Source organism: Bifidobacterium indicum (genome assembly GCF_036987015.1).
GTDB classification, from domain to species: domain Bacteria; phylum Actinomycetota; class Actinomycetes; order Actinomycetales; family Bifidobacteriaceae; genus Bombiscardovia; species Bombiscardovia indica.
On sequence record NZ_BTXM01000001.1, the window covers coordinates 304,281 to 323,798 of the forward strand.

At 62.7% G+C, this 19,518-nt stretch carries 16 protein-coding genes, 1 tRNA gene and 1 pseudogene; 17 read left to right on the top strand and 1 reads right to left on the bottom strand.

Translation table 11 applies throughout. From position 1 onward, the window contains the following. The first annotated feature begins 130 nt into the window (after positions 1-130). From AACP59_RS01160 to AACP59_RS01210, 11 genes and pseudogenes are all read left to right on the top strand, one after another. Positions 131-1,411 carry an HRDC domain-containing protein gene (locus AACP59_RS01160; RefSeq protein WP_370465978.1) on the top strand — a complete coding sequence of 427 codons (1,281 nt, stop codon included), beginning with the start codon at positions 131-133 and terminating at the stop codon, positions 1,409-1,411. A gap of 49 nt (positions 1,412-1,460) precedes the next feature. Beyond that, complete coding sequence (gene tig / locus AACP59_RS01165; protein WP_339349443.1) at positions 1,461-2,867, top strand: trigger factor; 1,407 nt, start codon at positions 1,461-1,463, stop codon at positions 2,865-2,867. Positions 2,868-3,129: 262 nt separating this feature from the next. Then, complete coding sequence (locus tag AACP59_RS01170) at positions 3,130-3,747, top strand: ATP-dependent Clp protease proteolytic subunit (protein ID WP_297316142.1); 618 nt, start codon at positions 3,130-3,132, stop codon at positions 3,745-3,747. An 8-nt stretch (positions 3,748-3,755) separates the two neighbouring features. Continuing rightward, on the top strand, positions 3,756-4,424 hold the full coding sequence (locus AACP59_RS01175; RefSeq protein WP_297316141.1) for an ATP-dependent Clp protease proteolytic subunit: 669 nt from the start codon (positions 3,756-3,758) through the stop codon (positions 4,422-4,424). A 167-nt stretch (positions 4,425-4,591) separates the two neighbouring features. After that, positions 4,592-5,950, top strand: a complete 1,359-nt coding sequence (gene clpX, locus AACP59_RS01180) for an ATP-dependent Clp protease ATP-binding subunit ClpX (RefSeq protein ID WP_297316140.1) — start codon at positions 4,592-4,594, stop codon at positions 5,948-5,950. A gap of 120 nt (positions 5,951-6,070) precedes the next feature. Continuing rightward, positions 6,071-6,994, top strand: coding sequence for an NAD kinase (locus AACP59_RS01185; RefSeq protein ID WP_339349446.1), 924 nt, complete (start codon positions 6,071-6,073; stop codon positions 6,992-6,994). Beyond that, complete coding sequence (recN, locus tag AACP59_RS01190) at positions 6,994-8,727, top strand: DNA repair protein RecN (protein ID WP_339349448.1); 1,734 nt, start codon at positions 6,994-6,996, stop codon at positions 8,725-8,727. Before AACP59_RS01185 ends, recN begins: the two co-directional genes overlap by 1 nt. Positions 8,728-8,799: 72 nt before the next feature. Next, positions 8,800-9,465, top strand: a complete 666-nt coding sequence (locus tag AACP59_RS01195; protein WP_339349450.1) for an HAD family hydrolase — start codon at positions 8,800-8,802, stop codon at positions 9,463-9,465. A 306-nt stretch (positions 9,466-9,771) separates the two neighbouring features. Continuing rightward, a pseudogene (locus tag AACP59_RS01200) lies at positions 9,772-10,045 on the top strand (GntR family transcriptional regulator); the annotation flags it as partial. Positions 10,046-10,253: 208 nt separating this feature from the next. Then, positions 10,254-11,363: an ABC transporter ATP-binding protein gene (locus tag AACP59_RS01205; RefSeq protein WP_370465942.1), complete on the top strand. Its 1,110-nt coding sequence runs from the start codon at positions 10,254-10,256 to the stop codon at positions 11,361-11,363. Continuing rightward, on the top strand, positions 11,360-12,082 hold the full coding sequence (locus tag AACP59_RS01210) for an ABC-2 transporter permease (RefSeq protein WP_339349452.1): 723 nt from the start codon (positions 11,360-11,362) through the stop codon (positions 12,080-12,082). The genes AACP59_RS01205 and AACP59_RS01210 overlap by 4 nt, the downstream gene beginning before the upstream one ends. Positions 12,083-12,240: 158 nt before the next feature. Here the strand turns inward: AACP59_RS01210 and thrC are convergent, their stop codons facing one another. Further along, positions 12,241-13,731 carry a threonine synthase gene (gene thrC / locus AACP59_RS01215; RefSeq protein WP_339349454.1) on the bottom strand — a complete coding sequence of 497 codons (1,491 nt, stop codon included), beginning with the start codon at positions 13,729-13,731 and terminating at the stop codon, positions 12,241-12,243. 291 nt (positions 13,732-14,022) lie between these two features. Between thrC and glyA the strand changes: the two genes are divergently transcribed. The 6 genes from glyA (at position 14,023) to AACP59_RS01245 (ending at position 19,506) form a co-directional block, all read left to right on the top strand. Next, entirely contained in the window at positions 14,023-15,330 is a 1,308-nt protein-coding gene (gene glyA / locus AACP59_RS01220; protein WP_339349456.1) for a serine hydroxymethyltransferase, read from the top strand. Between the two features lie 255 nt (positions 15,331-15,585). Continuing rightward, entirely contained in the window at positions 15,586-16,920 is a 1,335-nt protein-coding gene (locus tag AACP59_RS01225) for a glutamate-5-semialdehyde dehydrogenase (RefSeq protein ID WP_339349457.1), read from the top strand. Further along, entirely contained in the window at positions 16,917-17,510 is a 594-nt protein-coding gene (locus AACP59_RS01230) for a phosphoribosylglycinamide synthetase (protein ID WP_297316132.1), read from the top strand. The genes AACP59_RS01225 and AACP59_RS01230 overlap by 4 nt, the downstream gene beginning before the upstream one ends. Beyond that, positions 17,507-18,229, top strand: a complete 723-nt coding sequence (nadD, locus tag AACP59_RS01235; protein WP_339349461.1) for a nicotinate-nucleotide adenylyltransferase — start codon at positions 17,507-17,509, stop codon at positions 18,227-18,229. The genes AACP59_RS01230 and nadD overlap by 4 nt, the downstream gene beginning before the upstream one ends. An 86-nt stretch (positions 18,230-18,315) precedes the next feature. Next, on the top strand, positions 18,316-19,332 hold the full coding sequence (locus AACP59_RS01240) for a ribose-phosphate diphosphokinase (RefSeq protein WP_502260903.1): 1,017 nt from the start codon (positions 18,316-18,318) through the stop codon (positions 19,330-19,332). Between the two features lie 103 nt (positions 19,333-19,435). Beyond that, positions 19,436-19,506, top strand: a tRNA-Gln gene (locus AACP59_RS01245). Positions 19,507-19,518: the final 12 nt, after the last annotated feature.

Consider the following 19,518-nt stretch of genomic DNA (forward strand, 5'->3'; position numbering starts at 1 on the left):
TTGGGCTATGCTTTCTGCCGTGCGAGGACCCAGGTGAGGCACCTCCGGAAAGAGAACAGGTATGGAGGATAATGCCCGTCGAGAGGACGTGACCGTCCGCTACCGGTGCCGTGCAAAACCGATACAGTCAATCGACAAACGATCTCAGCTGCTGACCGAGCCGCGGGGCGGTGTTCCCCAGGTCGTCGATGATCGGCAGGGATTCGTCAAGGCCTGTCGAGATCTCTCCCTGGCTGACGGGGCACTGGGTGCCGATGCGGAACGTGCCTCCGGATTTCGCTATGGGCATGATGATTATCTGGTTCAGTTCAAACGTGGTTCCTCCCGGATCATCCTTCTGGACCCGCCGGCCTTGAACCGGGCGGGATGCGACTGGAATGACTTCAACCAGGCCGTGGAAGGTGTCCAGTGGATCATCCACGATTCTCCTCAGGACCTGCCCGGTTTCCATGATCTGGGTATGAGGCCCTCGTCCCTCTTCGATACGGAGCTGGCCGCGCGGCTGCTCAATCTCAGGCATTTCGGCCTGTCCGCGGTGACCGAGCACTTCCTGGGGCTTTCCCTGGCCAAGGAACATTCAGCGGCCGATTGGTCCTACCGGCCGCTGCCCAGGGACTGGCGAAACTATGCCGCCCTTGATGTGGAGCTTTTGGACCCCCTCCGGGAGTGCATGGAGAAGGAACTTGTCCGGCAGGGCAAGGAAGACTGGGCCAGGCAGGAATTCGAATGGCTCCTGACCGATCGGATCCAGGGTAAACCCAAGCAGGAGCAGCCCTGGCGGCACTTATCCCATATCAGTGCCCTGCGTAATGACAGAAGGGGCCTGGCCGTGGCCAGGGCACTCTGGACCAAGAGGGACCAGCTGGGCAGGGAGTACGACATCGCCCCCAATCTCCTCCTGACCGACAAGTCCATCATCATGGCCTCGCAGGTCAAGCCCCACAACGCCGCCCAGTTCCGAGCCGTCCGATCTCTGAATGAACGGGTCAGGATCCACACGGGAGGCGAGCAGGACAAGATGTTCGAGCGGTATGCCCCCATCCAGCGTCAGGTTCGACCCAGGATCTGGAGGGAGACCATCATCGAGGCCCTGAACCTACCCGATGAGGACCTCCCCATGGGGCCAAAGGTGCAGACGGACCAGAACAACGCCCCCAGGTCCATGCAGGTCTGGCGACAGCGCCATCCCGACCGGATGGCCAGACTTCAGGCGGCCCGCAGGATGGTGGCCCGTATAGGGCAGGACACCAATACCCCGGCCGATGTCCTCATCAAGCCCAAATACCTGCGTAACCTCTGCTGGACCGACGAACCCGGCAAAAGGGATGTCGCCGACTTCCTGACAGAGCAGGGAGCCCGACCATGGCAGGTTTCCCTCCTGTCAGAGTCCCTAAGTCGAGCTATCATGTAACGGTTGCCTTACTGGCAGATCAAACGGTTTTGATGAATTGGAGCGCAGCGTGAAAATCAGCGTCAGGAACCTCGAGCCCACCAAGGTCAGGCTCACAATCACCGTCGACAAGGACGAGCTGGACCCTTACCTGGACCAGGCCCGCAAGGAGATCGGCAAGCAGGTCACCATCCCCGGCTTCCGCAAGGGGCATGTGCCCGGAGCGATCATCGATCAGCGCGTAGGATTCGCCAGTGTTGCCGGCGAGGCCATCAATGCGGGTGTTCCCGAGATCTATTCAAAGGCCCTGGCCGAGAAGAAGCTGCATGCCATGGACCAGCCTCAGATCGACGTCAAGGACGTACCCCAGTCCGCCAAGGACGATACCAAGCTGAAGTTCACTGCCGAGGTGGAGATTCGCCCCAAGTTTGACCTGCCCGACTTGGATGGAATGGAGGTCGAGGTCCGCAGGCCCGAGGTCAGCGATGAGGACGTCGACAAGCGCCTGGACAACCTCCGTCAGCGCTTCGGCACCCTGGTCAGTGTCGATCGCCCCGCCAAGAAGGGCGATTACGCCAGCATCGACCTGGATGCCGTCATCGACGGTGAGTCCGTGGACTCCCAGCAGGGCATCAGCTACGAGCTGGGCTCCAACACCATGCTTGACGGACTGGATGAGGCTCTGGACGGCCTGTCCGCCGACGAGGAGACCACCTTCGAGGGCACCCTGGAGGCCGGTGACCATCAGGGAGAGAAGGCCCAGATCAAGGTCAAGGTCAACTCGGTCAAGGCCGAGGAACTGCCTGATCTGGATGACGAATTCGCCAAGGAGGCCTCGGAGTTCGACACCCTGGACGAGCTCAAGGCCGATGTGCGCAAGCAGTGCGAGAGCGATGCCGAGGGACGTCAGGCCACCGATGCCCGTGACGCCTTCATCGCCAAGCTCCAGGAGGGGTTGGATATCCCCGTCCCCAAGGGCATCGAGGCCAACATGGTGACCGAGCAGCTCAAGAACACCGGCAAGGATCCCGAAAAGGCCACCAAGGACGAGAAGGCCGAGGCCGAGAAGAACGTCGATAAGGAACTGCGCGACCAGATGACCCTGGACGCCCTGGCCGAGAAGATGGAGGTCAGCGTCAGCCAGGTGGATGTGACCAACTTCCTGGCATCGATCGCCCAGCAGTACGGGATGGACCCCTCCGCCTTCATCAACTCCATCGTCCAGAACGGCCAGCTGGGTTCGGCCGTCCAGGAGGTCGGTCGTTCCAAGGGAATGCTGGCCGGTATGCGGACCGTGACCTTCAAGGATCCCGAGGGGAACGAGGTCGATCTGAGTCGGTTCCTGGGGTCCGACGAGGAGCAGGGTGAGTCCATGGAGGACCAGGACGAGAGCGTCCAGGCCGCCTCGGCAGCGGCTGCCGTGGCTGACGAGCTCTCGGGTTCCGCTGAGGAGACCGAGGACGAAGACAAGGGCTGACCTCCCCATCCACGGGGACCGGGTCGCTTCGGCTGCCTGTGCCCCCCCCCCCCCCCCCCCCCCCCCCGGTGAGATGACCGCTTGATCATGGGATGCCCGGCGATGACTTCGCCGGGCATCCTTGTGTTTGTGCCCCGGCCCGGGCGCATCCCACCTGGCCCGTGCAAACCCTCCAGGGGTTGCGCAAAGAGCGGAAGTCCCCCCATGCGTCGGTTCCGGGCGCTAGGCTCGAATGCATGACACGTTTATCGAAGGAGACACGGTGAGCAATACACTTGCAACCAGCCCCGTCATGGAGGAGGGGGAGGCCCCTGCGGTGACCGACCCCATTTTCAACAGACTGCTCAAGGACCGGATCATCTGGTTGGGTGATGAGGTCAAGGATGCCAACGCCAACGTCATCTGCGCCCAGTTGCTGATGCTGGCGGCTGAGGACCCCAAGAAGGACATCTGGCTCTATATCAATTCCCCCGGCGGTTCCATCACGGCCGGCATGGCCATCTACGACACCATGCAGCTGATCGAGCCCGACGTGGCCACCGTGGCCGTGGGCATGGCCGCATCCATGGCGCAGTTCCTCCTGTCCAGCGGGGCCAAGGGCAAGCGTTTCGTCACCTCGCACGCCCGGGTCCTCATGCACCAGCCCTCGGGCGGTGTGGGTGGCACGGCCACCGATGTTCGGATCAACGCGGAGCTGATCATGGACATGAAGAAGTCCCTCTCGGAATTGACGGCCGAGCAGACCGGGCACACCCTGGAGGAGATTTACCGCGACAACGAGTACGACCACTGGTTCACGGCCCAGCAGGCCCTGGAGTACGGCTTCGTTGACAAGATCGTGACCACCCCGGGCACCATGAGCGCCCAGGAAGGGAAGTGAGCTGTTCCATGGCATCAGAAGAAGCGAAATTCGTGGCACGGGCCCAGCGTCTGGCCGGCCCCCGTGGCCTGGCGGCCATGCCCCAGGACAGGTATGTGCTTCCCCAGTTCGAGGAGCGCACCCCTTATGGCTACAAGCGCCAGGATCCCTATACCCGGCTTTTCGACGACCGGATCATCTTCATGGGTGTCCAGGTCGATGACACCTCGGCCGATGACATCATGGCCCAGCTCCTGGTTCTGGAGAGCCAGGACCCCAACCGGGATGTGATCATCTACATCAACTCGCCCGGTGGTTCCATGACGGCCATGACCGCCATCTACGACACCATGCAGTACATCAAGCCTGATGTGCAGACCGTCTGCCTGGGGCAGGCCGCCTCGGCCGCAGCCATCCTCCTGGCTGCCGGCACCAAGGGCAAGAGGCTCATCCTGCCCAATGCCCGGGTGCTGATCCACCAGCCGGCCATGGAGCAGGACTTCGGCAAGGCCACCGAGATCGAGATCCAGGCCAAGGAGATGCTGCGCATGAGGACCTGGCTGGAGGAGACCCTGGCCAAGCACACCGGTCAGAAGGTCGAAAAGATTCGCAAGGACATCGAGATCGACACCATCCTCACGGCCCAGGAGGCCAAGGAGTACGGGATGGTCGATGAGGTGCTGGAACACCGCAAGTAGGCGGGCCCTGCACGGTTCCATTTGGGGAGAGACCCTGGTCCCCGGTTGTGCACTGGTTCAGACGCAACCGGGGATTGTCATGACGGACGGGCCCACCCTGGCCTATCATGGGTAAGAATGGGAGGGATTCCTGTGGGGCCTCGCCGATTCAACGGGAAGGTTGAGCGATGGGACGAGTGGTCAGTTACAACGACGGCCTGAGCCGGTGCGAGTTCTGCGGGAAGAACGAGCACCAGGTGCGCCGTCTGGTCAAGGGGCCATCGTCGGCCATCTGTGACGAGTGCATCCAGCTCTGCATGCAGATCATCCAGGAGGACAAGGCCAAGGATGCCGCCAAGGACCGGCGCTCCCTGCCGGTGCCCAGCCGTATATTCGACTACCTGAACAGGTACGTGATCGGCCAAGAGGCGGCCAAGAAGACCCTGTCGGTGGCCGTCTACAACCACTACAAGCGGGTCAATATGGAGTTGAGCGACCTGCAGTCGGATGTGGATGATCCGGACCAGATCCCCATGGTGATCAGATCCGATGACGGACAGACCGCTGGGGTGCAGGCGGATCCGGCCCTCCGTGCGCAGGTGGCCAAGTCCAACATCCTCCTGTTGGGGCCGACGGGTGTGGGCAAGACCTACCTGGCCCAGACCCTGGCGAGAATCATGAACGTCCCCTTCATCATCACCGATGCCACGACCCTGACCGAGGCCGGGTATGTGGGTGATGACGTGGAGACGGTCCTGCAGCGGCTCCTTCAGGGGGCCAATGGAAACCTGGACAGGGCCCAGCACGGCATCATCTACATCGACGAGATTGACAAGATAGCCCGCAAGTCCGGCGAGAACACATCCATCACCCGTGACGTGTCGGGGGAGGGTGTTCAACAGGCGCTTCTCAAGATCATCGAGGGCACCGTGGCCTCCGTTCCCCTGGAGGGCTCCCGCAAGCACGGTGAGGCCAGGACCGTCAAGATGAACACCCGGAACATCCTCTTCATCTGTGGAGGGGCCTTCGTGGGCTTGGAGGATATCGTCCGCAGGCGTCTGGGGGTGCATGAAAGCGGATTCTCGGTCTCCCGGGCGCAATCGCAGGTTCCCGACGAGGACATCCTGGCCCAGGTGAACGCCGATGACCTGGAGGAGTTCGGACTCCTGCCCGAGTTCATCGGCCGCCTTCCGGTCGTTTCGACCCTGAGGCCCCTTTCGGTGGAACAGCTCAGGCAGGTTCTGACCCAACCCGACAACGCCCTGGTCAACCAGTACCGGCGCATGTTCCTGGACGACGGCACCGACCTGGAGTTCACTGACGAGGCCCTGGATCGGGTGGCCGACATCGCCATGGAAGGCGGGGTCGGGGCCAGGGGTCTGCGGGGTATCATCGAGCGGACCCTGGAGGATGCCATGTTCGAGATTCCCGACAGGGATGATGTGACCAAGGTCCTGGTAGACACCGAGGCCGTGGACGGTCTGCGCCCGCCCCGGTATCTGAGCGACCGGTCCCCCCGGAAGAAGGCGGACAGGCGAAAGGCCTGAGCCGGTTCCATCCGGTCTGTTGGGCGGAGCGGATAGGATGGAAAACACTGCGGCTCGCCGATGGGTGACAGGTCCGGTCCCCGTCATGGGCCGTCAAGGTCATACTTGGGAGGTATGCCCATGGGCAAACGCAACGCGGTGGTGGTCACGCACAGCAGCGTGCGCTCCAGCGGCAACCTGGTCAACGAGGTGGTCCATCAGCTCCAGACCGACGGCTTCAGGGTCGACATCATCGACAACATCGAGGCCCCCGCCTTCGGTGAACCCTCGCAGCGGGTCCAGGACGACACCGAGATCGTCATCGTCCTGGGAGGGGACGGGACCATCCTGCGCGCGGCCGAGCTGGTGAAGTGCACCGAGGTACCCATACTGGGGGTCAACCTGGGCCATATCGGGTTCCTTGCCGAATTCGAGAGCTTCCAGATAGGGGAGGCCATCCGACGGGTGGCCGACCACGACTACTCCATCGACGAACGCATGGTGGCCCATGTGGACCTTTGGCTTCCGGGGGCCGATGAGCCCCTGACCGACTGGGCCCTGAACGACATGACCCTGGAGCGCTATGACCGGGGCAAGATGATCGAGGTCTCCGTACGGGTGGACGATGTGGAGATGAGCTCCTTCGGGTGCGACGGAATGATCGTGGCCACCCCCACCGGGTCGACCGCCTACGCCTTCTCGGTCGGGGGGCCCATCGTCTGGCCCGATGCCCGTTCCCTGCAGATGGTGCCCATCGCGGCCCATGCCCTCTTCGCCCGATCCCTGATCATCGGCCCGGATTCCACCTTTACCCTGGACATCCTGGGGGACTCCCAGTCGGCCGGCTGGATATGCAACGACGGGCGGCGCCAGCGCGAGGTTCCCAGGGAGTCCCGGGTCGTCGTCCGTCAGTCCCATGACATCCTTCGCCTTGCCCGCCTGTCCGGAGTGCCCTTCACCCAGCGGCTGGTCTCCAAGTTCGACCTGCCGGTTGTCGGATGGCGCGAGCAGCACAAGCCCAACCTCCCCGGGGCCGGTACCCGGGTACCCGACGGGGGCCGCTGATGCTGGAAGAATTGGAAGTCCGTGATCTGGGACCCATCCACCAGGCCTTGCTGCGACCCGCTTCCGGCATGACGGCCATCACCGGGGAGACCGGGGCCGGCAAGTCCATGCTGCTCAATGCCATCAGACTGATCTCCGGGGCTCCGACCCGGTCCGACCTGGTTGCGCCGGGTTCTTCCGAGGCCTGGGTCCAGGGCATCTTCCTGCCGGAGGGGGATCGCGCCCCTGTCGAGGTCATCAGCCAGGCGGGACTGCCCGGTGAGGAGGATGGCCAGATTTTCATCTCCCGGTCGATTCCGGTCACGGGACGTTCCCGGGCGAGCGTCAACGGGCGGACGGCCCCTCGTTCCTTACTTGAGGAGGTCTCCGCCGACCTGATCACCGTGCACGGTCAGGCCGATCAGCTGAGGATGGCCGCTCCGGGCCGGCAACGGGACTTCCTGGATGCCTATGCCCGTGACGGGCAGGAACTGGCCGCCTTCCGTGCGGCCTGGGCAACCTACCAGGAGACCAGGGAGCACCTGGAGACCCTGCGCAATCAGGAGACGGGCATGGCGGCCCAGGCCGACTACCTGCGTGAGTCCATTGACCGGATTGATCGGGTGGATCCCCATCCCGGGGAGGACGATGATCTGCAGCTGCAACGCGACAGGATTGAGCATGCCGCCCAGATCAGCCAGGGGCTGCGGGTGGCGCTGGGAGCCTTGGATGCCTCCCAGGTCGATCCTGACGGGGATGGGCCCTCGGTCTCAGGACTGATCGACCAGGCCATCTCCGCCCTGGATGGGATCGGGGTGGATGGGGTCTTCAAGGAGAGCGCCGAACGGCTGCGGTCAATCAACACCGACCTGGCGGACCTGGTCTTCACCCTGAGCAGCGAGGTGGATGACGAGGTTCAGGAGGGCGACCTGGACAGGATCAACGCCCGGATCCACGATCTATCGGAGCTGACCCGGCGTTGGGGGCCCACCATTGATGATGTGCTGGCCTGGCGGGAGAAGTCCCGGTTGGACCTGGAAGATATGGACGCCTCGCCCGAGAAGCTCCAGGAGCTCCAGGACCGGTGCGACCTGGAGAGGGACCGGGCCCTGCAAGCGGCCAGGGCTCTTTCTCGGGTTAGGGACAAGGCCGGACGAGACCTGGGTGGCAAGGTCTCTGATGAGCTGAAATCCCTGGCCATGGCAGGGGCCGGCCTGGAGGTCAAGATCGTCCAACGGCCCGACGAGGCCCTGGATTCGCAGGGGCTGGATGATATAGCCTTCCTCTTCACCCCCTACCCGGGGTCGCCCCGGTTGCCCATGGGCAAGAGCGCCTCGGGCGGTGAGCTGAGCCGTCTGATGCTGGCCATGGAGCTGGTGGCGGCCGATGCCAGGGCCATTGATCGGAAATCCGGAGACGGCCGGGATGAGGCCGGGCCTTCCATGACCTTCATCTTTGATGAGGTCGATGCCGGTGTGGGCGGTCGTGCCGCCGTGGAGCTGGGACGTCGTCTGGCCAGGCTGGCGGCCACATCCCAGGTGATTGTGGTCACCCACCTGCCCCAGGTGGCTTCCTGGGCCGATGCCCATTTTGTGGTCTCCAAGGGGGCCGGCCAGGCTGGCGGGGTGGAAACGGTCATAAGTCAGGTCAGCGGTGAATCCCGCCAGCGGGAAATCGCCCGCATGCTGGCCGGGAGCGAGTCGGAGACCTCCCTGGAGCATGCACGGGAGCTCCTCGATTCCAGCCGTCTCTAGCTGATGCGGGAACGTTTTTCACCACATCGAAGCATCAGGGGTTCGAAAAACCGGAAAGGATGGCCGTCCAGGATGACACAGCCTGTCAATGCCGGTAAGGGCGCTATTTTCGATTTGGATGGGACCCTCTTGGATTCCATGGGTGTCTGGGCGGAAGTGGACAGGATCTTCTTCGAGCGTCGTGGCATTCCCATGCCCGCCGACTACGCCCACGAGGTGGCGGCCATGCAGTTCGGCGACATAGCCGACTACACCATCAGGCGATTCTCCTTGGATGAGGACTGGAAGGACCTGATGAGTGAATGGAACGATACTGCCCAGGAACTGTATGCCACCAAGGTCAGGCCTAAGCCGCACGCCCTTAACTACCTGCATCACCTGCGAAATACCGGGGCCCGATTGGCCGTGGCGACCAGTCTGGCCCCCCGGCTGAGGGAGACCGCCCTGGAGCATGCCGGCATCCGGGATTGCTTCGACATGGTCTGCAGTGTCGACGACGCCGGTCCGGGGGGCAAGGAGCGCCCGGACATCTTCCTCCATGCCGCAAGGGGGCTCGGTCTGCCTCCTGAAAGGTGCACGGTCTTCGAGGACATCCTTATCGCGGTGCGCACGGCCAAGTCACTGGGCATGCGGGTCTGGGCCATGTATGACTCTTCCTCCGACAGGGACTGGGAGCGCATCTGCCAGGAGGCGGACGGCGGCATCCACGATTTCGAGCAGGCGCCACTCCGGATCTGAGCGGTCCTTCATCCCTTTCTTCGCCCAATGAGGTAATGCATAAGAGCGAACCGTTCTTGCAGGGGCCTCACAACGTCTCATGGGCGAACCTGAAATCACGGGCATGACCATCACTGTGAACAGGCTTCTTGCCCCCCCCCCCCCCATGAAGCCGATTAGGTTCCATGGGTGATGTCTTTCGACTGGGAGATACGGGCAACTGTTATATAACCGACTTGCACAGTTGGCCAAACTGTTATATTGTATAACTTAACAGTGATACAGCCTAACCGGGCGGTTCCTGTTCAAACACAGAAGGAGGACTGGATGAAACTGATCATCTCATCCGTGTCCGGAAAGCCGATTTACCAGCAGATAGAAGACCAGATACGTTCTGCCATCCTGTCCGGCGACCTGGCGGCGGGGGAGGGGCTCCCCTCTCTCCGCCACCTGGCCCGCGAACTCAGGGTGTCCGTGCTCACCGTGACCCGGGCTTACAACGAACTGGCCCAGGAGGGTCTGGTGGAGAACATCCAGGGCAAGGGGACCTTCGTCATGGACCGGGGCAATGAGGTCATGCGCCGGCAGCTCCAGAACAGGGTCCAGAACCTCCTGCAGGAGGCCGTGCAGGTTTCCGCCCAGGCAGGCATGGGCCCCGAATGGGTCCGTACCAACCTGGAGCAGGTCCTGGATGACACCGTCTCCGACTCGGTACCTGAGCGAGGGGCCGGGGAGACGTCAGGATCCGTATCCGCATCTGGTCCTTTCTCGTCAGCCGGTCGTCGGCGACCAGGGAAGGGAACGGAATCATGGCTGCAATAGGTCAGGATGATGTGCAATACGCTCTCCGTGCCAGTGATGTCGGCAAGCACTTCCGGGCGCGGCCTGATCATGACCCGGATTCCAGGGGACCGAAGGGACTTCTTGGCAGAGGCGGTACAGGAATGGCGGCCAGCAAGGAGGGATTCGGTCTCAAGGACGTGACCCTTGATCTTCCCTTGGGATACATCATGGGGTTGATCGGTCCAAACGGCGCCGGCAAATCAACCCTGATCAAGCTGATCCTGAACATGATCAGGCGAGATTCGGGTGACATCCAGGTCCTGGGACGAGACAACATCCAGGAGGAGGAAGCCATCAAGGGCGATCTGGGTGTGGTCTTCGACTCCATCTTCCTCAACGGCCAGTGGTACGTGGAGGCGGCCGAGAGGATCATGGCGCCCTTCTACCCAAGATGGAACTCCCGGCGCTATGCCGACTACCTGCAACGGTTCGGACTCCAGCCCGGGCAGAAGATCAAGAAGCTCTCCCGGGGCATGCAGATGAAGCTCATGCTGGCCATCGCTCTGAGCCACGATGCCAGACTCCTCATCCTTGACGAGCCCACGAGCGGGTTGGATGTCCTCTCCAGGGACGAGCTGATGGACATCCTCGTCGACTACATAGCGGATGGGCGGCATTCGGTCCTCTTCTCCACCCACATCACCGCAGACCTGGAGAGTGTGGCCGATTTCATCACCTACATCAATGCAGGATCGGTCTATTTCACCGGTCCAAAGGACGAGTTCGAGGATTCCTTCATGCTCGTTCAGGGGGCCCATGGCGATATCAGCCGGGCGCAGGAATCCATGCTCCTGGGTCTGCGCGCCTATGCCACCGGCTTCGATGCCCTGATCCGAAGCGAGGACAGACAGACCTTCCTGGAGGCCGCCGACCCTGCACATTCCGGAGTCCGGGAAGGCCGTTACCAGATGCAGCGTGCCGATTTCGACACGGTTATGCGTCTGACGGTCCATGGGCCGCGACAATTGGGGAGCACCCCTGAATTCCATAGCGTGGATGGCGGAACCGCCTCCTCCCGGGTGAAGAGCGGTGCTTCCCTGTCAGTCCGGAATGGCCACGAGGGAGGCAAACAATGAATCAGATAATGCTGGCGGCCAAAACCGACTGCAGAAGTTGGTCTCATCGTGGCAGGGCTTGGATGATTCTTGCCATCCTCGGGGCCTTCCCTCTGGTTTCGTGTCTGCTGATTGTGCTTGTCGGTCTGGGCGATGAGGTCTCTGATGTATTGGTGGGCCTGTTGACAGGCAGCTGTTTCGGTCTGATGATAGGTCAACTGGTGGATTGCTTCTTCAACTTCGATGGACCTGAAGGCAACCTCTTCGGACTCATGCCGGTACAGAGGAAGAATCAGATTCTGGGCAGGTATCTGTATCTTCATCTGACTCCGCTGGGAATGGGTCTGGGTTTCATCCTTATGGTTTTCACGGCCCGAGCCTACCGGAACAGGGTCCTGGACTTCAGCGGTGCCGTGAACGAGCTCGGAAGCATCGTCCTGGCTGGTCTGGCGCTCCTGGCTCTGGGTATGGTGTTTCTTGACCTGTGTCTGCCGCTTTTCTATCGCAACACCGCCACCCAGGCGATGTTGAAAATATTCACCTATGCTGTCGGGTTGATTGTTCTCGGTCTCCTGATTGCCCAGATACCCCTGGATTGGTCCGCCTTCCTTAGCGAGGTCCTGCTGTTCTTCTCGGCCAATACCTGGCGGACAATGCTGATCGGTTTGGCGCTCCTGGTGGTCATCGATCTGGTTTCCAAGTACATTTCCCGACAGGCCTATCTGGCCAAGGATCTATGACCCTTCCTCCGGTTTGCTCAGTTGGCATCCGGGCCGGATTGTCTTGTCTCCGTGGACAGTGGCTATGAGGCCAACGCCGGAGTTGGCCGGCAGGCCTTTTCCAAGGGAAGGACACTCGTGACGGCAGGACTGTGAACCCAAGGTCCGTCGGCTTTTGGCTAGGCCCTCATCTCTATGGCAGCGCGGCGGACATAAGCGGGCATGTCGGCGATGTCGATGCAGTCCTCGAAACGGACCTCCTCGGTCTCCAGGTTGCGCAGGTTGACCGGGGCCGTGGTGCCGGTGGCCTGTGCGATGGCATCCATGCAGGCGAAGTCGCTCTCCGGGGTGTCCAGTCCCAGGGACCGGCCCACCACCCGGGGGAACTTGTAGGGGCTGGCGGTCGAGAGGAGGACCCGGGGGATGCCGTCCTGACGGCGCTCGCGGTCCATCACATGGTAGCCGCAAGCCGTGTGGGGGTCGATCAGGTAGTGGTGGTCCTGCCAGCAATCGTGAATGGCCGCCGATACCTGACCCTCATCGGCCCAGCCGCAGGCGAAGAGGGACTGGATCCTGGCCAGGAGGTCGGCCGGGACCTGGTAGCGGCCGGTGGTGGCCAGATCCTCCATCAGGGAGGCGATCAGTTCCGTGTCGCCGTTGGACATGTAGTAGAGCATCCGCTCCAGGTTGGAGGAGATGAGAATGTCCATGCTGGGGGAGGTGGTGGTGTAGAAGGGCCGGTTCCTGTCGTAGACGCCGGTGGTCAGGAAGTCGCTCAGGACCTTGTTCCGGTCCGAGGCCACGGTCAGCCGGGCCACGGGCAGGCCCATCATCCTGGCATAGTATCCGGCCAGGATGTCGCCGAAGTTGCCGGTTGGCACGCAGAACTCCACCGGGTCGCCCACCTGTATACGGCCCTGGTCGAGGAGGGAGCCGTAGGCATGGAAGTAATAGACGACCTGGGGGACCAGGCGCCCCACATTGATTGAATTGGCCGACGACAGGACGGTTCCGGCCCCACTGGCCAGATTCGAGGCCAGGTCCCGATCGGCGAAGATGGTCTTGACGGCCGACTGGGCATCGTCGAAGTTGCCCCGGACGGCGCAGACGCGAACGTTGGAGCCCGCCTGGGTGACCATCTGCAGCCGTTGCACCTGGCTGACCTTACCCTCGGGGTAGAAGACCGTGATACCCGTGCCGGGTGCATCGGCGAACCCTGCAAGGGCGGCCTTGCCGGTATCTCCAGAGGTGGCGGTCAGGATCATGATCCGCTGGTCCGCCCCGCCCTGGGGGAGGGTGCGGCTCATCAGCTGTGGCAGCATCTGCAGGGCCACATCCTTGAAGGCCGAGGTGGGTCCATGAAAGAGTTCCAGGATGTAGTCATCGCCCACCTTGGTCAGGGGGGTGATCCTGGGGTCGGACCACTGGTCCCCGTAGGCGGCACGAATCGATTGGTCCAATTCGTCTGCCGTGTAGTCGTCCAGCAGCAGTCCCAGTATCCTGGCTGCGGTCTGCTGGTAGGTCTGACCGGACAGGCAGGCCGGATCGACCTGGACCGATGCCAACCGGTCGGTGACGAAGAGACCGCCGTCCGGGGCCATGCCCTGACGGATGGCCTGCCTGGATGTCATGGTCCGGTCGTTGTTGCGTGTGCTGTGGAATGCCTTCATGCGGTAGTGCCCTTCCGCCCTGGTCTCTCACTGATGGTCCCCCCGCAAGGCGAACCGGATATGGGTTGATTCTAGCCCAAGGTACGGCCGAGGTGGCCCTGTACAGCCGAGGGGCAGAACCGTGTTCCAAGAAGACCGAAGAGGGTATCCTGATTCCACACCTGCCCAGGCCCGGTTCACAATGTGGACACATTCTAAGAGAAATGGCTGTTTCGTTAACGTGGCCAGCGTACAGTATTGCCAATCAGTCCTGAGTGAGTGCGGCTGAGCGTCAAACAAAAGGAGAGACCGATGGTCGAAGAGAAACTGGTACAGCAATACGACGATGCCTTCAACTCTTCGATCTCGCAGGTCGATCCTGAGATCTCCCGGCTGCTTGATCATGAGTTGGACCGTCAGCGCGACGGTCTTGAGATGATCGCCTCCGAGAACTTCGTTCCCAGGTCCGTCCTGCAGGCCCAGGGGTCCGTGCTGACCAACAAGTATGCCGAGGGCTATCCGGGCAGGCGCTACTACGGCGGCTGCGAGTGGGTCGACCAGGTCGAGACCCTGGCCCGCAACAGGGCCAAGGAACTCTTCGGCGCCGAGTACGCCAATGTCCAACCCCACTCCGGGGCCCAGGCCAACGCAGCCGTCTACCAATCCCTGATCAAACCGGGTGACACCGTCCTCGGCCTGGCCCTGGACCACGGCGGCCATCTGACCCACGGCATGAAGATCAATTTCTCCGGTCGTTTCTACCACGCGGAGGCTTACGGGGTGAACCCCGAGACCTTCCGCATCGATCCGGAGATCATCCGTCGGCGTGCCAAGGAGGCCCACCCCGCCCTGATCATCGGAGGATGGAGCGCCTATCCGCGCATCGAGGACTTCAAGGCCATGAAGGAGATCGCCGACGAGGTGGGTGCCAGGTTCTGGGTGGACATGGCCCACTTCGCAGGCATGGTGGCGGCCGGTCTGCACCCCAGCCCGGTTCCCTATGCCGACGTGGTCTCCTCCACGGCCCACAAGACCCTGGGAGGTCCCCGTTCGGGCTTCATCCTGGCCAAGGAGGAGTACGGCAAGAAGATCAATTCCGCCGTCTTCCCCGGGAACCAGGGCGGCCCGCTCATGCACGTCATCGCCGCCAAGGCCGTTGCCTTCAAGCTGGCTGGAACCCCCGAGTTCAAGCAGCGCATGCAGCGCACCCTTGAAGGGGCCAAGATCCTGGCCGAGCGCCTGATGGCCCCCGATGTGGCGGCCAACGGGATCACCGTCCTGACCGGTGGAACGGATGTCCACCTGGTCATGGTCGACCTGCGCAACAGTGAGATGGACGGCCAGCAGGGGGAGGACCTCCTGGCCCAGGTCGGCATCACGGTCAACAGGAACACGGTTCCCTTCGATCCCCGTCCGGCCTCCGTGGCCTCCGGTCTGCGTATCGGCACCTCGGCCCTGGCCACCCGCGGCTTCGGCAATGCCCAGTACGAGGAGGTCGCCGACGTCATCGGTACCGCCCTGGCGCAGGGCAGGAACGCTGATGTCGATGCGCTCAAGGCCCGTGTGGACCGTCTGGTCGAGGAGTTCCCGCTCTATCCGGGACTCAATCAGACCCACTGATTGCAGGAATCGTCCATCCGTGACCATCAGGAAGGCCCGGCCGGAATCCGGTCGGGCCTTCCTGCCATTTCAGCAGCCCCGGCCAGGACATGCCGAATGGATCCTCGGCACTCGCCTCTTCGCAATCCGACCGCTGCTTCGCGTTTCTGCGACGGACACCATTGCTGGGCGAATCGGGCGACCTCAACCTCAGGGTTACAATCAGAGCAGTGATAAGGATGGGCCATCGGCCCCGGAGCGTGAGAGGACCGCAGGATGAGTGATCAAGAGACCTCCCTGAGTCAGTCGGATGTCTCCGCCAGGGTCTGCGCCATGGCGGACCGGGCCGCCAGCGCCCAGACCAAGCTGGCCATGATGGATGGGGACGCCAGGAACGCCCTGCTCACGGCTCTGGCCGATGCCCTGATCGCCTCGGCCGAAGAGATCGAGGCCGCCAACCGTTCCGATCTGGATGAGGCCTTCGAGTCCGGTATGTCGGCCGGTCTGATCGACCGGCTCCGCCTGGACAAGGTCAGGGTGGCCGCAGCGGCGCAGGGGGTGCGTCAGGTGGCCGCCCTGCCCGACCCGCTCGGCAGCCTGGTCCGGGGGCATGAGATGCCCAACGGGATGCGGCTCAACCAGGTCAGGGTCCCCTTGGGGGTCGTGGCCATGATTTACGAAGCCCGCCCCAACGTGACCGTCGATGTGGTCTCCCTATGCCTGAAATCAGGCAACGCCGTCCTCCTGCGTGGTGGCCACGCGGCGGAACGGACCAACCGGGCCCTGGTGGGCCTGATTGGCAGGGTCCTTGATCAGGGGGGTCTGGACCCCGCCCTGGTGGCGGCAGTGGACGAATTCGGCAGACAGGGTGCCCAGGCCCTGATGCAGGCCCGGGGTCACATCGACCTCCTGGTGCCCCGTGGTGGTCGGGGGCTTATCCGGAGCGTCATCTCGCAGGCCACGGTGCCGACGATCGAGACCGGGGCCGGCAACGTCCACATCTATCTGGATCGTTCCGCCGACCTGGACAAGGCCATCCCGGTCATCATCAACGCCAAGACCCAACGCGTCGGGGTCTGCAACGCCGCCGAGAAGCTGGTCATCCACCGTGACGTGGCCGCCAGGTTCCTGCCCCGGATCGCGCAAGCCCTTACCGCCGCCCAGGTGGAGCTCCACCTGGACACCGTCTCCATGGACATTCTCAGGTCCCTGGATGCCGACCAGGGAGACCAGGGGATTTCCCTGCCGTCTGAACTGCTCATGGAGGCCAGGCCCGAAGACTGGGAGACCGAGTACCTGGACCTGAAGATGGCCGTCAAGGTGGTCGACTCCCTGGACCAGGCCATCGATCACATCAACCGGTACTCCACAGGGCACACCGAAGCCATCATGGCCGAGGACTATGAGGCCATCGAGGAGTTCACCAAACGGGTGGACTCGGCCGTGGTCATGGTCAACGCCTCGACCAGGTTCACCGATGGCGGCCAGTTCGGCATGGGGGCCGAGCTGGGCATCTCCACCCAGAAACTTCATGCCAGGGGCCCCATGGGTTTGCAGGAGCTGACGACCACCAAGTGGATTGGCTACGGAAGGGGGCAGGTGCGCCCGTGAACGAAGAGATTGAGGAACTGTTCCGTCAGGAGCAGGACAATCCACGCATATGGCTCCGGGTGGCATCGGAGCGGCTCAGCATACTCAGGTATGTCTTTTTGGTCCAGATAGAGGACGGCATCCCCGATGCCGAGCAGCGTGCCTGCCTGGAGTACGCCGATGCGGTGCTGATCGGTTGGCCCGACGAGGTTTCCGAGGAGGTCCGCGACCCGAGTGATGAGGAACTCAATGAGGTCCGCCGCCAGATAACGGTCATGGAGAACCATGTTCCTGACTTCCGCAAGCAGGAACAGGATGGGAAGATAGCCGACCTGTCGGCCTCCCTGGTCACCATCACCCAGTGTGTGGCACAGGTGCGCCGGGCCTACCAGCCCAACTTCCCCCTGCCCACCTTTGCGGAGATTCGCCGGGTGGTCCAGGAGGAATGGAATGCCGATATGGAGCGGATCGATCCGGACCGGGTCAGTCCCAGTGCCGAGCAGCTCAAACAGGAGGTCACTGAGGAGAAGAAGGAGAATGCCTTCCTGGCCAAGGCTGAGGACCAGGAGGAGGCTTCCGGGGAAGCCGAACCGTCCGGGGAGGCCCGATGAATCCGGGGGAGTCGGACGGGAACCGCAAGATGTCCGACCTGTCCAGGAAGGACCAGCCCAGTCCGACGGAGCCCACGCGGCTCCATACCGATGCCCCCGGGGTGGGTACACGCCCCAGGGTCGGAATCATGGGCGGCACCTTCGACCCGATCCACAATGGCCACTTGGTGGCCGCCTCGGAGGTGGCCTGGGTCTACGACCTCGATGAGGTCATCTTCGTGCCGACCGGCCGGCCTGTCTTCAAGTTGGACAAGGCCGTGACCAATGCCGAGGACCGTTATCTGATGACGGTGATCGCAACCGCCTCCAATCCCAAGTTCACGGTCTCCCGGGTCGATATCGACCGGCCGGGCATCACCTACACCGTCGACACCCTTCGTGATATTCAGCGGTTGAGGCCGGACAGCGACCTCTTCTTCATCACCGGGGCAGACGCGGTAGCCGAGATCATGCGATGGAAGGACGCCGATACCATGTGGGACCTGGCCCACTTCGTGGCAGTGACCCGGCCCGGGTATTCACCCAGCCTGCCTGCCCTGAACCTACCCGACCAGAAGGTCGACATGCTGGAGATCCCCGCTCTGGCCATCTCCTCTACAGACATCAGGCGGCGCTCCGCCAAGGGGATGCCGGTCTGGTACCTGGTGCCCGACGGGGTGGTCCAGTACATCAACAAACACGGTCTCTACAGTCGTGGTGGCGAGTCCGACACGGACTGAGCCCGGTCAACACGAACTCCCCGCCGTGTCAGTGCGCGCGATTATCATGGATGCTGTCCGCTTCAGCGACAACAACGTTTGGAGATATGGTGAGTGCAATCCTCAAAGGCAGACCAGGCAAAAATCTCATTCTTGTAACGGGCAGAACCCACCCGAGGCTTGCGGCGGATGTGGCCAATCAACTTGGCATCGAAGTTCTGGAAACCACGGCCTACGACTTTGCCAACGGAGAGATGTACGTGCGGTATACGGAGTCGGTGCGCGGGGCCGATGTTTTCGTCCTGCAAAGCCACGCTGACCCTATCAACAAGTCCATCATGGAACAGTTGATCATGATCGATGCACTGAAGCGCGCCTCGGCCGGCAGCATCACCGCCGTCTGCCCCCTCCTGGGATACTCCCGCCAGGACAAGAAGCATCTGGGTCGTGAACCCATCTCCTGCCGACTCATGTTCGACCTGCTCAAGACCGCTGGTGCCGAGCGCATCATGTCGGTCGACCTGCACGCCGCCCAGTCCCAGGGCTTTTTCGATGGCCCGGTGGACCACCTGATCGCCATGCCCGTCCTGGTGGACTATGTTCGTGACAGGATGGACCTCTCCAAGGTGGCCGTGGTCTCGCCCGACGCCGGCCGTATCCGGGTGGCCGAGCAGTGGGCCCAACGCCTGGGCGGCGTTCCTCTGGCCTTCATCCACAAGACCCGCGACGTCACCCAGCCCAACAAGGCCGTGGCACACCGCGTCGTCGGCGATGTGAAGGGGTTGGATTGCGTCCTGGTCGATGATCTGATCGATACCGGTGGCACCATCGCCGAGGCTTGCAACGTGCTTCGTAAGGCCGGTGCCAGCTCCATCACCATCGTGGCCACGCACGGGGTCATGTCCGGTCCTGCCGTCCAGAGGCTCCAGGACTGCGAGGCCAAGGAGGTCGTCGTGACCGACACGGTCCCGATTCCTTCCGAGAAGCGTTGGGATGGACTGACCGTGCTCTCCATCGCCCCCCTCCTGGCTTCAGCCATCAGGGCGGTCTTCGAGGACGGCTCCGTGGCCAAGCTCTTCGATACCTACCCGGCCCATCACGGTCAGGGATTTCTCTTCGCCTGAGCGGCCCGGGGCCGACATATGCTGGCCGCGCCGGTATGACCGGTGTGCCGCTATCGTCGGTTTGTGGCATAATGATTTCGGTGGTGCACCTTGCTTCCGCCTTTCCCCCATGGTGTAATGGCAGCACACGGGTCTTTGGAACCCTTGGTCTTGGTTCGAATCCAGGTGGGGGAGCTTACGCTCGCC